General features: G+C 47.9%; 14 protein-coding genes. 9 read left to right on the top strand and 5 right to left on the bottom strand.

What is annotated here, in order from left to right:
* Positions 1-2 precede the first annotated feature (2 nt).
* Positions 3-869: a putative selenate ABC transporter substrate-binding protein gene (locus tag BST96_RS20050; protein ID WP_085760396.1), complete on the bottom strand. Its 867-nt coding sequence runs from the start codon at positions 867-869 to the stop codon at positions 3-5.
* Positions 862-3,099 (bottom strand): selenide, water dikinase SelD, encoded by a 2,238-nt coding sequence (gene selD, locus BST96_RS20045; RefSeq protein ID WP_085760395.1) that lies wholly within the window; start codon positions 3,097-3,099, stop codon positions 862-864. Before selD ends, BST96_RS20050 begins: the two co-directional genes overlap by 8 nt.
* Before the next feature lie 274 nt (positions 3,100-3,373).
* Here selD and BST96_RS20040 point away from each other — a divergent pair, with 274 nt between their 5' ends.
* The 4 genes from BST96_RS20040 to BST96_RS20025 all read left to right on the top strand — a co-directional run bounded on the left by BST96_RS20040 (position 3,374) and on the right by BST96_RS20025 (position 8,010).
* Positions 3,374-4,996 carry a long-chain-fatty-acid--CoA ligase gene (locus BST96_RS20040; protein WP_085760394.1) on the top strand — a complete coding sequence of 541 codons (1,623 nt, stop codon included), beginning with the start codon at positions 3,374-3,376 and terminating at the stop codon, positions 4,994-4,996.
* Between the two features lie 49 nt (positions 4,997-5,045).
* Entirely contained in the window at positions 5,046-6,821 is a 1,776-nt protein-coding gene (locus tag BST96_RS20035) for an acyl-CoA dehydrogenase (protein ID WP_085760393.1), read from the top strand.
* Between the two features lie 32 nt (positions 6,822-6,853).
* Positions 6,854-7,027, top strand: coding sequence for a rubredoxin (locus tag BST96_RS20030; RefSeq protein WP_085760392.1), 174 nt, complete (start codon positions 6,854-6,856; stop codon positions 7,025-7,027).
* A 206-nt stretch (positions 7,028-7,233) separates the two neighbouring features.
* Entirely contained in the window at positions 7,234-8,010 is a 777-nt protein-coding gene (locus tag BST96_RS20025; RefSeq protein WP_085760391.1) for a queuosine precursor transporter, read from the top strand.
* Here the strand turns inward: BST96_RS20025 and BST96_RS20020 are convergent.
* The 3 genes from BST96_RS20020 to BST96_RS20010 form a co-directional block, all read right to left on the bottom strand.
* Positions 8,007-8,195, bottom strand: coding sequence for a hypothetical protein (locus tag BST96_RS20020; protein ID WP_085760390.1), 189 nt, complete (start codon positions 8,193-8,195; stop codon positions 8,007-8,009). The genes BST96_RS20025 and BST96_RS20020 overlap by 4 nt on opposite strands.
* Positions 8,196-8,439: 244 nt before the next feature.
* Positions 8,440-8,958: a hypothetical protein gene (locus tag BST96_RS20015; protein WP_085760389.1), complete on the bottom strand. Its 519-nt coding sequence runs from the start codon at positions 8,956-8,958 to the stop codon at positions 8,440-8,442.
* 41 nt (positions 8,959-8,999) lie between these two features.
* On the bottom strand, positions 9,000-9,344 hold the full coding sequence (locus BST96_RS20010; protein ID WP_085760388.1) for a translation initiation factor Sui1: 345 nt from the start codon (positions 9,342-9,344) through the stop codon (positions 9,000-9,002).
* Positions 9,345-9,474: 130 nt separating this feature from the next.
* Between BST96_RS20010 and BST96_RS20005 the strand changes: the two genes are divergently transcribed.
* The 5 genes from BST96_RS20005 to BST96_RS19985 all read left to right on the top strand — a co-directional run bounded on the left by BST96_RS20005 (position 9,475) and on the right by BST96_RS19985 (position 14,376).
* Positions 9,475-9,702 (top strand): SlyX family protein, encoded by a 228-nt coding sequence (locus BST96_RS20005; protein WP_169714054.1) that lies wholly within the window; start codon positions 9,475-9,477, stop codon positions 9,700-9,702.
* 211 nt (positions 9,703-9,913) lie between these two features.
* Positions 9,914-10,525 carry a hypothetical protein gene (locus tag BST96_RS20000; RefSeq protein ID WP_085760386.1) on the top strand — a complete coding sequence of 204 codons (612 nt, stop codon included), beginning with the start codon at positions 9,914-9,916 and terminating at the stop codon, positions 10,523-10,525.
* Positions 10,526-10,542: 17 nt separating this feature from the next.
* The gene (locus BST96_RS19995) at positions 10,543-11,496 is read left to right on the top strand and encodes a sensor domain-containing diguanylate cyclase (RefSeq protein ID WP_085760385.1); all 954 of its coding nucleotides are present in this window, start codon (positions 10,543-10,545) and stop codon (positions 11,494-11,496) included.
* A 1,235-nt stretch (positions 11,497-12,731) separates the two neighbouring features.
* On the top strand, positions 12,732-13,472 hold the full coding sequence (locus tag BST96_RS19990; RefSeq protein ID WP_169714053.1) for a carbon-nitrogen hydrolase family protein: 741 nt from the start codon (positions 12,732-12,734) through the stop codon (positions 13,470-13,472).
* A gap of 439 nt (positions 13,473-13,911) precedes the next feature.
* Complete coding sequence (locus BST96_RS19985; protein WP_206045370.1) at positions 13,912-14,376, top strand: AzlC family ABC transporter permease; 465 nt, start codon at positions 13,912-13,914, stop codon at positions 14,374-14,376.
* The last annotated feature ends 4 nt before the right edge of the window (positions 14,377-14,380 follow it).

The following is a 14,380-nucleotide window of genomic DNA, read 5'->3' as shown; positions in this document are numbered from 1 at the left end:
GCTTAGTCCAGTAAGCCAATGTCGCGGGCGGTATCTTCAATAGCTTGATAATCAGCATTGCTAGCCGGTATAAACGCTTTTCGGGGAAAGGCGTTAAGTAGCGCCGGATCTTTCATATCCAGTAGTGCTTTAGTAATTTTTTCTTTAAAACCTGCGCCCCAGCGTTGATCGACATCCCCTCTAACGGTCCATTGATAATCGGTATAGTCGGGGGTAGTCCAAATAATGCTGACTTTATCCAGATCGATTTTTCCCTCGGCTAATTCTTTTAACCAAACTTGATAATTTAAGGCCCCCAGTTGATAACTACCGCTTTGTACCAGTGCGATAGTGCGTGAGTGGTTGCCAGAAAAGCCAACACGGCTAAACAGTTGCTCAGGTGTTTGTTGAAATTGCTGCTGTAAATAAAATTCCGGCATGAGTCGGCCAGAGGTAGAGCTTTTTGAGCCAAAGCTAAAGCTCATTCCTTTAATTTTTTCACTCAGTTGCTCACCGTTATTGAGCCCAGTGCTGTGATGGGCAATAAAATAACTTCTAAATTTGGGGTCTTCTGCCCCTTGGGCGATAGCTTCTGACCCGGGCGTTAAACGGCGTGCCTGAACACCGGTTAAACCGCCAAACCATGCCAGTTGTACCTGGTCGTTTCTAAACGCGCTGACAGCGGCAGCATAGGATTTTACCGGAATATAGTTTACTTCCACGCCCAGTTGTTGCTCGAGGTAATCAGCGACTTTGGAAAAGCGGGCATTTAATCGTGTTTCGTCCGCATCAGGTATAGCGGTAAACACAAAAGGTTCTGCGGCGACGGTACTGCACAGTATGAGGGCCAAAGATGTTTTAGAGAGTTGTTTAAAGAGTTGCTTAATCATTTTTTCCCAGGCTTGTAGTAGTGGATGTTAAGGTGATTAGGTTACTGTTATCGATATAGCCAATGATTGCAGCATCGGGGCAATCACTTTGCTGTAGTGCTTGCAGGCAAGGCTCAGACTGCTCGGTATTTATGGCGGCTAACAAACCCCCTGCGGTTTGTGGATCAAATAGCAGCGGGTAATGGCTATGTTGTTTAAACGCTTCAGCATGGCTTAGCCACTGTTCGGCTTTGACATTGTCCGGGTGCAGTGAGCTTAACCAGCCATTGCGCGCACATTCAGCGGCGCCATTTAATACGGGTAATTGATGAAGTTCAAGGCTGGCACCACAGTTAGTGGGTTTTAGCATTTCCAGTAAATGACCCAATAAGCCAAAGCCGGTGATATCGGTACAGGCGGTGGCGCCATGCTGGTAAATAATATCGGCTGCTTGCTGATTGCTAATGAGCATATGTTGGATCGCCTGATCAATCCAGCGACCCTCCGCCTGGCCCTGCATATTGGCGGCCAGTAAAGTGCCTGTTCCTAACGGTTTTGTCAGGATAAGCGCCTGGCCTGATTGAAGATTACCCTTGGTTAAGAGTCGCCCTGGGTCGGCAATCCCATTAACCGATAAACCAAAACCCAGTTCAGCGCCTTCGCTGCTATGGCCGCCAATCAATGCCGTATTTTGTTGATTCAGGCTGTCGACAGCGCCGCTCATTAATTGCAGCAAGGTGTCTTCCACTAAGGTTTCGCTAGCATAGGGTATTGTCGCTATCGCCAGAGCGGAATGGGGGGTGGCGCCCATGGCGTAAATATCACTGAGGCAATGGTTGGTGGCTATACGGCCCAGTAAATACGGGTCATCAATAAAGGCGCGGAAATAATCAACCGTTTGCAGCCATTGCTTATTGGCCGGTGGTGTCATCACTGCGGCATCGTCGGGGGCGTTAAGGCCTATGGGGGTGTCAGGGCTATCCGTGATATTGAGTTGTGCCATTACGCGATGAAGAATTTGATGGCCGACTTTGGCGCCGCAGCCACCGCAGCGCATAGTGGATTCATCGTGTGCTGTTGCTGTTGCTGCTGTTGCAGTGGGTAGTTGCTGGTATTGATCCATAAAGGCGCGGTCTATTTTATCTTTCCAGCGCCATAGCCATTTCCCGGTAACACTAAAGGGGCCTCTTGAGGCTATGGCTTGTTTATCACCGGTCATTAACAGACTGAGAAATTGCCGCTGCGGGCGATAGGGCAGTAGTGCCTGACCCATCACCGAGCGACGCAGATTATTGCTTAAATGCTTGCCGGCCCGAACCGCATAGACACCGCTTTTGGCCAGTGGTTGTTGGCTAAAGTCGGCAATATCTCCCGCTGCAAATACATTGGGGTGTGAGGGGCTTTGCAGGTATGAGTTAACACTGATAAACCCCTGTGCGTCGCAGGCGAGTCCGGTTTTTTGCGGCCATTGCGGGCTGCCAGCATGAATGGCCCAAATGATTTCATCCGCTGTCTGGCTCTCGGTCTTGTCAAAGTGAAGTTGATAGTGGCCATCGCTTTGTTCAGCGCCAGTGACTTTGTGTTGAACCTTTAAGGTGATGCCGCGTTGCTTAAGAAGGGCGGTCATTGTCTTGCGGGTACGACGGTTATGGCTTGGCAATATCTCATCGCTTCCACAGTAAAGGGTAAACTCAGGGCTATTATCGCTGCCATTGCACTGTTGCCACTGATACTGGCAGGCCAGTGCGACTTCAGCGCTGGCTGCGCCACCGCCAACAATGGCGACTTTGGACGCGGGGCTTAGTTGGGGGACTGTCTGTTGCCAGTGGCTTAAAAACCGGTCGATGGGTTTAACGGCAATACCGCAGCTGTGGGCACCGGGAATGCTATCGATGGCCGGTTGTGAGCCAATATTGATAGAGAGCCAGTCATAGCGAACCGGGCTGCGGCCCTGACAATGCACCTGCTGCTGGTCCAGATCGATATGCGTGACTTCTGATTGAAAGAAGCGAACCTGAGCAAATTGGCATAGCCGTCGCAGGTCAATATGGGCTTCATCATGCTGGTAATGCCCGGCGACTAAACCGGGCATCATGCCAGAGTAGGGGGTATGGCTGTCTTTGCTGATAACCGTAACCCGCAGGCCTGCCACCGGGTTCATCCCCAGTTGTTTGATCACCGCCAGGTGACTATGGCCGCCGCCAACCAGTACAAGGTCGGTGGTATTGCTTTGTTGGGTGTTTGAGTCCATATCCGCCGGGGTTGTTGATTGATGGTTAGCGATACAATCCGCTAAATGGCTTTTTATTCATAGGCTTAGCTTGGCCTATTGTGGAGTAATAATGGCTGGATGTGTAGCCAATTGGTGCATTTGGTATGTCCGGTTGGTACATAGCGTCATACCTAACACGGCTATTAAGCAGGTAAAATAGACTTCGTTGATAATTTTGCTTTAATTGACGCTACACCATAACAATATCACTGGTCGCAGCCTGGACCGGTCACCTATATTCTGGAGCTTAAGTATGATTGGTCAGATGATGAATTCGCCGTTAACTATTACTTCGTTAATGTCGTTTGGCGAGAAGGTGCACGGCGATACAGAGATTGTATCTGTCACCATGGATAACCCGCTGTTTCGTTATACCTTTGCCGATGCTTTTAAGCGTACCCGCCAGCTAGCCAATGTGCTCGCCAGGTTAGGTGCCAAGCCCGGTGACTGTATTGGTACTCTGGCCTGGAACGATCATCGCCATCTTGAATTGTATTACGCCATTAGCTGCTCAGGCATGATTTGCCATACCATGAACCCCCGTCTGTTCCCGGAACAGATTGACTACATTATTAACCACGCCGAAGACCAATTTGTATTTACCGATATTTTCTTTTTACCGTTGCTTGAGAACCTAAAAGATCGCCTAAGCAGCGTAAAGGGCATTATTGTACTGACCGACGAAGCCCATATGCCGGACACTTCGATGGAAAATGTCTACTGCTATGAGACGCTTTTAGCGGCCGAGACAGATGTCTTTAATTGGCCGGAAATCAATGAATTAGATGCCTCTGGGCTGTGTTATACCTCGGGTACTACTGGCAATCCGAAGGGAGTTCTATACAATCACCGCTCCACCGTATTGCATGCTTTTGCCGGTAATTTAGGCGATGTTATGGGCTTGGGTACCGACGATGCTGTCATGCCGATTGTGCCCATGTTTCATGTGAATGCCTGGGGCGTTCCCTACGGTGCCATCATGAGCGGCACCAAGATTGTTTTCCCCGGCCCCAAGATGATTGACGGTGAAGCGCTGACGACATTGATCAATGAAGAACATGTCACGATTTCAGCCGGTGTGCCGACGATTTGGTTGGCGCTAATTAATTATCTTAAGGAATCGGGTAAAACCGTCGAGCCGCTAAAGCGGATTATCGTCGGTGGTGCTGCTTGCCCGGTTTCTATTATGGAAGATTTTGACAGCTACGGTGTTTATACCCATGTCGCCTGGGGTATGACAGAAATGAGCCCGCTGGGTACCTATAACCCGTTTTTGGACCGTGAAGCTTTGGGTGAAGAAGAGTTTGCCCGGTTACGAGTCAAAGCAGGCCGATGTATTTACGGTGTTGAAATGAAAATCACCGATGAACAGAATCAGGACTTACCCTGGGATGGTGTAGCCTTCGGTTCATTAAAAGTGCGCGGTCCCTGGATTTGCGATAGCTATTTTAAAATGCCGGATAGCGATGCCCATGATGCCGACGGCTGGTTTGATACCGGTGATGTGGCGACCATTGATCCGTCGGGCATGATGCAAATTACTGACCGTAGTAAAGATGTTATTAAATCCGGTGGTGAGTGGATTAGCTCCATCGATTTGGAAAATACGGCTGTTGATCACCCCGCGGTGGTTGAGGCAGCAGTGATTGGCATGTACCACGAAAAGTGGACCGAGCGCCCCTTGTTGTTAGTAATTAAGCAAGCGGATGCAGAGCTGAGTAAAGAAGAGATGCTGGCCTGGTTTAAAGGCAAAGTAGCGACATGGTGGATTCCAGACGATTGTTTATTTGTTGAAGAATTGGCCCATACCGCCACTGGTAAACTCAGTAAAAAAGATTTGCGCGAGCAGTATAAAGATTATCGATTCCCCGCTTAACAGTGCGGAAAAAGTTTTAACCCGTAAGACAGTTTGGAGAACAATAGCTATGTCAGATTACATTGCCCCCGTTAAAGAAATCAGTTTTGTACTTAACGAGTTAGCGGGTCTATCTCAGGTGTGTGAATTGCCGCGCTTTGAAGATTCCAGCGAAGATGTGGTGGACGCAGTTCTTGAAGAGGCAGGTAAGTTTGCCAGTGGTGTATTGGCACCGTTAAATAGCGTCGGTGATAACGAGGGTGCCAAGTGCGTTGATAATGCGGTGCAGGAAACCGCCGGTTTTGCCGAAGCCTATCAGCAGTTTGTTGAGGGTGGTTGGGTCGCCTTGCCCTGTAACCCGGAGTTTGGTGGTATGGGTTTACCGGAAAGTGTGGGTATGGCCACGATGGAAATGTGGAATGCAGCCAATATCAGTTTTGGTTTGTGCCCGATGTTGGGCCAGGGTGCTATCGGCGCCATTGAGTCCCATGCCAGCGATGCTCTAAAAGCCATCTATCTGGAAAAAATGGTCTCCGGTGAATGGACTGGCACCATGAACCTGACGGAGCCACAGGCGGGTTCTGATCTGGCAGTGGTTCGCTCCAAAGCTATCCCCGAAGGCGACCACTATCTGATTAGCGGCACCAAGATATTTATTACCTGGGGTGACCACCAGATGACCGACAACGTGGTGCACCTGGTATTGGCACGTACCCCGGATGCGCCGGAAGGTGTTAAAGGTATTTCGCTATTTGTAGTGCCCAAGTTTTTAGTCAATGACGATGGCTCCTTAGGTGAGCGCAATGATGCGTATGCGGTTTCGGTAGAGCATAAGCTGGGCATCCATGCCAGCCCAACCTGTGTTATGAGCTTTGGTGATAACGGCGGCGCTGTGGGTTATTTGGTGGGCGAAGAAAACAAAGGCCTGGCCTATATGTTTACCATGATGAACCATGCTCGTTTAAATGTAGGCGCTCAGGGTGTGGCTATGTCTGACCGTGCCTATCAGCATGCCGTGGCCTATGCCAATGACCGTGTACAGGGTAAAGCTGCAGGCGATAAAGAGAAGGGCACGATTATCCGTCACCCGGATATTCGTCGTATGTTGATGGTGATGCGTTCAATGACAGAAGCTTCCCGAGCTGTGTGTTATGTGGCTTCTTCTTCTTTTGATATGGCCCACCACGGTACCGATGAAGAGCAGCGCAGACTGGCTAACGCCCGTGGTGAGTTGCTAACGCCTATTGCCAAAGGCTGGTCGACTGAAATCTCTCAGGAAATCACTTCACTGGGTGTGCAAATTCACGGCGGTATGGGCTTTGTTGAAGAAACCGGCGCAGCGCAGTATCTGCGTGATGCTCGTATTACCACTATCTATGAAGGGACCACCGGTATTCAGGCCAATGATTTAATTGGCCGTAAACTAATTCGTGATCAAGGTCAGGAGTTTAACCGCTTGATTGATGAAATCCGTGCTACTCAGGCGGAAGTCGCTGCACTGGGTGATGAGATGGCCACTATTGCCAGCTCTCTCGCGCAGGGCGCTGACTCATTACAGCAGGTCGCTAATTGGGTGATCGAGCACCATATGGATAACCCGCAATTGCCAGGTGCAGTGGCCGTTAACTTTATGATGGCCGCTGGTACCGTGATTGGTGGCTGGTTATTGGCCAAGGGTGCCGTTATCGCCACCGCTAAGCTGGCTGAAGATGAAAGCTTTTACAGTGCTAAAATTATTACCGCCAGATTTTACGCTGAGCAAATTATGCCCAGAGCTGATGCCCATGTAAAAATGGCCGAATCGGGTAGTGCTATGACTATGGCTTTAGCGGATGATCAGTTTTAAGTCTAACTATTCGAATCAGGAGTGATTCTGCTATGAGCGATTTTAAAAAGTGGGAATGTGTCATCTGCGGCTATATCTATGATGAAGAAGCCGGGGTGCCGGATGATGATATTGCGCCGGGTACCAAATGGGAAGATGTGCCCGAGGATTGGGAGTGTCCGGATTGCGGTATTGGTAAGTCTGATTTTGAGATGGTTGAAGTCTAACCACGGCTCTGAGTTATTCCCGCGCAGGTGCATAAGCTCCTAAATACAACCAGGCTTATTGTAGCGTCGGCGTTTCAGCCAGTGAGAGCCGGCCATTGTAGGGTGGATTATAATCCACCCGGCCCAGCGAGGAATCTGTCATTATCGGTGGATTATAATCCACCCACCGTGTCCCGCGGTGGGAGTGAAATCATCAGAAGAATACAATGCTAACAGAGCTGTTCGCAGATTTTTTCGCCCAGCAACAAGAGCTGCTTTGGTTTACTACCATTGTTGTAGACCTTGGCTTTGCTATTTTACTCTACCGCCTGTTCGGGCGGCAGGGCTTATATGCGAGCATTATTATCAGCCTGTTACTCGCCAATCTGCAAGGCCCAAAACTCACGCAAATTTTCGGTTTGCAAACCAGTATGGGGGTTATCCTTTACTCCAGTATTTATTTTGCCACCGACTTATTAAGCGAGCGCTATGGCAAGCGCGAAGCTAATCGCGCGGTAATGATTGGTTTTGTGGTCAGCATTATGATTATCGTGATGACCAGTATTAGCTTAATGTATTTGCCTTCAAGCAATCCAAACACCGCTGAGTTTGCCTTAACCATTCATCAGGCCACCGCCGCCTTATTTGATTTTACCCCGCGGTTTATTCTCGGTTCTTTGTTGGCGTATTTAATTAGTCAGCGCTTTGATGTGTGGATTTTTCATCTGATCAAAGAGAAAACTCAGGGCCGGCATTTATGGTTGCGCAATAACGTGTCCACCATGTTATCTCAAGCGGTTGATACTGTGATTTATGGTGTGGTGGTATGGTGGGGGGTGGTTGATTTTACCACCGCCATGCAATTGGCTTTAGCCAAATATGTTTTAAAAATAATTATCGCGTTAGTTGATACGCCCTTTTTATATTGGGCGCGTAGTTGGGATTTAAAACAAAAGGATTGGGTGGCTACTCAGGGGGAGCGCCAAGCCGCAGAGAATAATTAATGCTGATAGTCGTCTAGCTGTAACTCCAGTTCAAACAATAATGACTGTAAGTGCTTTAGTTCACGTTCCCTAACCTGACTTAATTCCCGGGTTTTGGCGACTAACAGATCCAGTTCATCGGCGGTAATATGCTGAGTGGCCGCTCGGGCCAATATCTCATCGATATTGATTTTTTGGCTTTGCATGAGTTTGGCTCCTTTTCTACTACTTGTCTTTAAGTGTAGAAGCTTTGCAGAGCACCGTGCTGGTAATAAGTCGGATTGTTAGATTTTTGAGCTATTAACAACCTGAGGCTTAAATAGCCCTAATGCATATCAAATTAAGATTAGTCATCCCGTAGGGTGGATGATAATCCACCAAGCCGAGTCAGCAGCGCGTTATGCCCGGTGGATTATAATCCACCCTACTTAATTAGGTATGATGGGGGGCTTAGCTGCCAGATTTCTGATCATAGCGCTGGCTAAGTACATCGTAAAACTGTTCGCGCATCTGGGAGACTTCTGTTTTAAGCTGCTTGGCATCATCCACCTTGGTATAACGCCCTGGGTATACCTGCTTGCGGTATTGAGCCATTTTGGCGGTATAGAGTTTCATGGCCTTTTCCAGCTTTTGCTCGCCCAGTAATAACAGTTTGGATTCCGCAATAGAAATTTCCTCATAGACCGCTACCAGCTCTTCACTCAGGCTATCTAATTCGCGCTCTTGTTTGGCGGACATGCGTTCAACCTTGGGGCCAATCTCGGCAACCAGAGAGGCATACTTGCTAAACACATGGCTGACCTTGCCAACATGCTGGGCAACTTGCTCTAGCAGCCCGATGCGGCGCATCGACATGGCCTGTTGCTGCTGTTGCAGTTTATCCTTGAGGGTATAAAACACCGCCGCAGCACCAAAGATGCCACCCAGAATAAAAATAAAGCCGGTGCCGATAATATCGAAGTTATCCATAGTCAGATCGTCAGGTCATACATAGTTAAAGGGGGTGCCAATTAACCGCCACTGAATTTGACGGTATAGCCTTTGGCCTGCAAGGTCTGTTCCAGAATTTTTCTCTGGTCTCCCTGGATTTCTATTACCCCGTCTTTGATGGCGCCACCCGTGCTACAGCGCTGCTTAAGCTCCTTGGCCAGTTTTTTCAGTTCAGCACCGGCTAACGGCAGGCCGGTAACCAATGTCACGCCCTTGCCTTTGCGGCCCTTGGTTTCAAGCTGCAAGCGGACAATACCATCGCCAGTAGGGGCTGCTGATGGCTGTTTACACTGGCAGTTGTCAATGGGGTTGCTGCAGTCGGGGCAATGCCTGCCCTGATCGGTGGAGTAGACCACTCGGTTCATGGGGGAGTCCTGTTCTCAATAAGATGGTTGAGCCTTAATCTATACGCTTTAGTTTTAAGGCCAGCCGATTATAATGGCCCCCAAGCCCCTCACCAAATAATTCATCGTCTTTTTAAAGGTATTGATGCCAGTGACCAGCCCTACAGAGCTAGAACAACTTAAAGAGCAGCTATTTGACCTGCAAACCCAGGTGGCCTTTCAGGAGGACACTTTGCAGGCCTTAAATGATATTGTCACCAGGCAGCAGCAACAGATCGAAAACCTGCATGAGCTGAGTAAAAGCCAGAAGTCCCAGCTGGAGTTAATGACTGAAGAAATGGGTGGTGCTCAGCTGGATGAAAAACCACCACATTATTAAGTCTCAGCGATGGAGACTTAGCCAGACTGGTCTACACTATCCTGATGTGGTAAGAGTTTAATGCTAGCTAATAAGAACAACCAGGTTGTCTATCTGGAGTCGTTGTTCAATAAATGACCTACTGACGATCCAAACCTACAGCAGAGGAGTTGCAACAAGGGTATACAGTTGGCTCGGTTCATCCGTAAAACCATCCCTGAGCGTGTAGTGAATGTCGAATACTGATTTCAACGAAGATATTAGAGATGGAATTCAAGAGGTGACCAATGTTGCAGTCGGCGAGGCTGCTGACAAGATCGCCCGTAGCTTCTCCACCTTCGTGAATATCCCTATCCCCAGTGTCCATCTGTTAGATGCTGTTGATGTCAGCATGGCCCTAAGTGCTATTGAAGGCAGCGAGCGGGTCACCGCAGTTACCCAGCCGTTTTTTGGTAGTGGCATTAGCGGTGAGGCGCTGCTGATTTTTACTGATGCCAGTATGACGGAGTTATCCCAGTTAATGGGTTACCAGGCCTCAGTGGGCGATGACCACCAGCAGGTTGAGCTGGTATTGGAAATGGCGTCTTTACTGAATGGTTCATGTATTCACGGTATCTGTTCTCAGCTCGATATCAGTGTGCTGTTAAAACACCCTATCTTATTGGGCCAGCATACCGCCTTAAGTGATATTCTTAGCAACTCAGACTTTCCCTGGAATCAAACGCTGGCTATTGAGCTGAACTACGCCTTTGAAGATTACAGCATTACCTGCGACTTAATTATATTGTTTCATGAAGGATCTTTGGCGTCCCTGTTCCGGCAGGTGAACTACTTACTTGATTAGGAATCACTAAACGATTTATGGAAGCACCGAATTTTCAGGATCTACATTGGTTGCTGGATATTATCCAGAGTACTGATATTGGTATTGTCGTTATCGATAAAAATTTCAATATTGAAATCTATAATCGATTTATGCAGGTGCATAGCAATATTGGTCCTGAAGATGCCATCGAAACCAGTATCTTTGATTTGTTCCCCTATTTGGAAGATGAATGGTTTAAGCGCCGGGTGAATACGGTGTTTGAATTAGGGATTTCGGTCTATACCACTTGGGAGCAGCGGGATAATGTCTTTGATTTTGCTCTGAAACTGCCAATCCATTATGAAACCCAGATGATGTACCAGAACACCACCTTTATTCCGCTGCGTTCAGCCTCAGATCAAGTGGAGAAGGTGGGTATTGTTGTTTATGACGTTACTGACAACGCGGTTAACCGTGGCAAGCTGGAAACCGCCAAAGATGAATTATTACGTCTCAGCCGCACCGATAAGTTAACCGCTTTATGGAACCGCGGTTATTGGGAAGAGCGGATGATTGACGAGTTTAAGCGTAATCAGCGCAGTGACAAACAAACCTCGCTGGTCATCTTTGATATCGACCATTTTAAAAATATCAACGATACCTATGGCCATCAGGTGGGAGATGATGCCATCCGCACCGTGTCCAAATTGTTTTTAGATAATTCCAGAGATGTCGATATCTGCGGCCGTTATGGTGGTGAAGAGTTTGTAGTGCTATTACCGGAGACTGACGTAGAAGGCGCCAAAATCTATTGCGAACGGCTGCGTAAAGCCATTGCGGAAACGACCGTCCACTCTCAGGGTGAATCGGTTAACTTTACCATCAGCCTGGGTATCGCTGTACTGGATGAACACACCAAGTTTCCAACGGACTGGATGGTCAATGCCGACAAGGCCCTCTATAAATCCAAAGAAAGTGGCCGTAACCAAACCAATGTGTTTGGTGACTAAGCTAACGCGAAGAAGCAGGGTCCGTGTAGATATCTGTTTGTGGTGTCGTATAGTCTTAGGCATAAGCGGCTTAAAGGTAGGTAATTGAGTCAGCGAGGACTTCAAGTTCAAGCATTGTAGGGTGGATTACAATCCACCAGACCCAACCAGAAACCCGTCATAACCGGTGGATTACAATCCACCCTACGGGCTAGCCCTCACTAAAACCCTTGAAATAAAACATAACCGTGATGCCAAGGGCAGAACCGGGCAGGGGAATTATTGTAGGGTGGATTAAAATCCACCAAACCCAACCAGAAATCCGTCATAACCGGTGGATTACAATCCACCCTACGGGCTAGCCCTCATTAAAACCCTTGAAATAAAACATAACCGTGATGCCAAGGGCAGAACCGGGCAGGGGAATTATTGTAGGGTGGATTACAATCCACCAAACCCAACCAGAAATCCGTCATAACCGGTGGATTACAATCCACCCTACGGGCTAGCCCTCACTAAAACCCTTGAAATAAAACATAACCGTGATGCCAAGGGCAGAACCGGGCAGGGGAATTATTGTAGGGTGGATTAAAATCCACCAAACCCAACCAGAAATCCGTCATAACCGGTGGATTACAATCCACCCTACGGGCTAGCCCTCACTAAAACCCTTGAAATAAAACATAACCGTGATGCCAAGGGCAGAACCGGGCAGGGGAATTATTGTAGGGTGGATTACAATCCACCAAACCCAACCAGAAATCCGTCATAACCGGTGGATTACAATCCACCCTACGGGCTAGCCCTCACTAAAACCCTTGAAATAAAACATAACCGTGATGCCAAGGGCAGAACCGGGCAGGGGAATTATTGTAGGGTGGATTAAAATCCACCAAACCCAACCAGAAATCCGTCATAACCGGTGGATTACAATCCACCCTACGGGCTAGCCCTCATTAAAACCCTTGAAAGAAAACATAGCTGTGATGCCGGGGGTAGAGCTGAGCAGGGGGATTATTGTAAGGTGTGAATGACCGCTTGAAATAATTTTTTAAATTCACGGCTGGGGTTTCCCCCGCACAAAGCGTCTAATCATAGCGGCAACACCTGCAAGCTGATTCACACATCCATCCAGGCTTTACATTTAGATAACTACGCGATTACCTACCAGCCTGCTACTATAGATAACAGTATAAATCGCCTTTCAGGATGAGGGGCATCCCCTGGATGGCGGGTAATATTATATGAAACTATGTATGGCTCAAACAAAGCCAGTTAAAGGCGATGTTAGAAAAAATATTCAAGCTCATATCGATTTGGTTGAGATGGCGATTAACCACGAGGTAGAGTTAATCGTCTTTCCTGAACTTTCACTCACAGGTTATGAACCTACGCTGGCTTCGTCGCTGGCTGTCTACAAAGAAGATCGTCAGTTTGATGACTTACAAGGTCTTAGCGATGACAACGGCATTACTATCTGTGCTGGTATGCCGCTTAAAATCGACGAAGGAATCTGTATTGGTATGATTCTGTTTAGACCCGATCGACCAAGGCTTGCTTATGGTAAAAAACACCTGCATGCCAGTGAAACCGAATACTTTGTGCCCGGCTACGGCAAGCCGGACCTGTTAGTCGAAAAGGTCAGGATTGCCCTGGCTATCTGCTATGAACTATCTGTTGCTGAGCATGCAGAAAAGGCCTATAGCAACGGTGCAGAAATTTATATGGCCAGTGTTATGCATGAGCCAGAGTGTGTTGAGCGCTGTGATAAACGACTTAAAGAGATAGCACAAACTTATGGTATGTTGGTGATGAGCTCGAATTTTGTGGGTGAATCCGATGACTATAACTATGCTGGCCAATCAAAGGTTTGGGATCGTAAGGGGCGGGTATTAGCCAGGCTGGATGAGCGGGATGAAGGTATTATGATAGTCGATACGGAAACGGAGAAGGTGATTAAACGACGGGTATGGCGGCAATTATTGGGTGCAGGCTAATTGATATTTAAAGGCCGTCATTAATCTCAAATTAAGTTTATCTTTAAGGTGGGGTTTTTGACTGCTTGAATGTCATATATAGCAAGAGATAATTATTTCTTAAAAAGGCGGTTAATATACCAGCTCTATTGGTAGTGACAGAAATTATTCTATAGCTATACCATCGTAAGCGAATATAGAGACTTCAAGGTTTAAGTGGCGGTCTGAATTGTAGGGTGGATTATAATCCACCAAACCCATTCAGCAGTAGGCATAATCGGTGGATTATAATCCACCCTACGGTGAAGTGTTTTCTTGGGCTGCCGGGCGCCTTTTCGGGAATGATAGTGCTGGGTGTTTACTTCATTTAAATTTGGCCTTAGTCTCATTATTCGGCCGATCACAACGACGGGATTCAAAGATCAACCAGCTCAATAAAACCAACAACGTTCAGGCTTTTTTGCGTGGAGCTATCATTGTTTTCCCGTTAACCCTGTCAGTCATTCCCTGGGGGATATTAGCGGGCTCTTATGCGCTGGAGGTAGGTCTATCACCGCTGGAAAGCCAGGCTATGTCCGCCATTATTTTTGGTGGGGCAGTGCAGTTGGCGGTATTGGGGATGCTCAGTGCCGGGGCCGGTTTGCTCAGCCTATTAATTACCGCCGCCTTAATTACGTCAAGGCATCTGCTTTATAGTATGTCGATGAGAAGCTCTATTAGCCTGTTACCGTTAAGGTGGCGCTTAGTTTTGGGTTTTTTACTTACGGATGAACTCTTTGCAATTACTCCTCAAGGGCCGCCCAAAGCATTTAATCGCTGGCAAGCGCTCGGTGGTGGGCTAACGTTTTATGTGGGTTGGAACACTGCGACTTTACTGGGGATTGTAGCGGGGCAGTCTATTCCTAACCTTGACGAGTGGGGTTAGACTT

Source organism: Oceanicoccus sagamiensis (genome assembly GCF_002117105.1).
Taxonomy (GTDB): domain Bacteria; phylum Pseudomonadota; class Gammaproteobacteria; order Pseudomonadales; family Dasaniaceae; genus Oceanicoccus; species Oceanicoccus sagamiensis.
The sequence above is the reverse complement of the archived record's forward strand: the minus strand, read 5'-3'. Positions and strand labels throughout refer to the sequence as shown.

Excerpts from the sequence above, each read along its gene's own strand:
- BST96_RS20015 (WP_085760389.1), bottom strand. The coding sequence starts at position 8,958 with ATGGATAACTTCGATATTATCGGCACCGGCTTTATTTTTATTCTGGGT.
- BST96_RS20020 (WP_085760390.1), bottom strand. The coding sequence starts at position 8,195 with ATGCAAAGCCAAAAAATCAATATCGATGAGATATTGGCCCGAGCGGCC.
- BST96_RS20050 (WP_085760396.1), bottom strand. The coding sequence starts at position 869 with ATGATTAAGCAACTCTTTAAACAACTCTCTAAAACATCTTTGGCCCTC.
- BST96_RS20030 (WP_085760392.1), top strand. The coding sequence starts at position 6,854 with ATGAGCGATTTTAAAAAGTGGGAATGTGTCATCTGCGGCTATATCTAT.
- BST96_RS20000 (WP_085760386.1), top strand. The coding sequence starts at position 9,914 with ATGTCGAATACTGATTTCAACGAAGATATTAGAGATGGAATTCAAGAG.
- BST96_RS20040 (WP_085760394.1), top strand. The coding sequence starts at position 3,374 with ATGATTGGTCAGATGATGAATTCGCCGTTAACTATTACTTCGTTAATG.
- BST96_RS19990 (WP_169714053.1), top strand. The coding sequence starts at position 12,732 with ATGGCTCAAACAAAGCCAGTTAAAGGCGATGTTAGAAAAAATATTCAA.
- selD (WP_085760395.1), bottom strand. The coding sequence starts at position 3,099 with ATGGACTCAAACACCCAACAAAGCAATACCACCGACCTTGTACTGGTT.
- BST96_RS20025 (WP_085760391.1), top strand. The coding sequence starts at position 7,234 with ATGCTAACAGAGCTGTTCGCAGATTTTTTCGCCCAGCAACAAGAGCTG.
- BST96_RS20035 (WP_085760393.1), top strand. The coding sequence starts at position 5,046 with ATGTCAGATTACATTGCCCCCGTTAAAGAAATCAGTTTTGTACTTAAC.
- BST96_RS20010 (WP_085760388.1), bottom strand. The coding sequence starts at position 9,344 with ATGAACCGAGTGGTCTACTCCACCGATCAGGGCAGGCATTGCCCCGAC.
- BST96_RS19995 (WP_085760385.1), top strand. The coding sequence starts at position 10,543 with ATGGAAGCACCGAATTTTCAGGATCTACATTGGTTGCTGGATATTATC.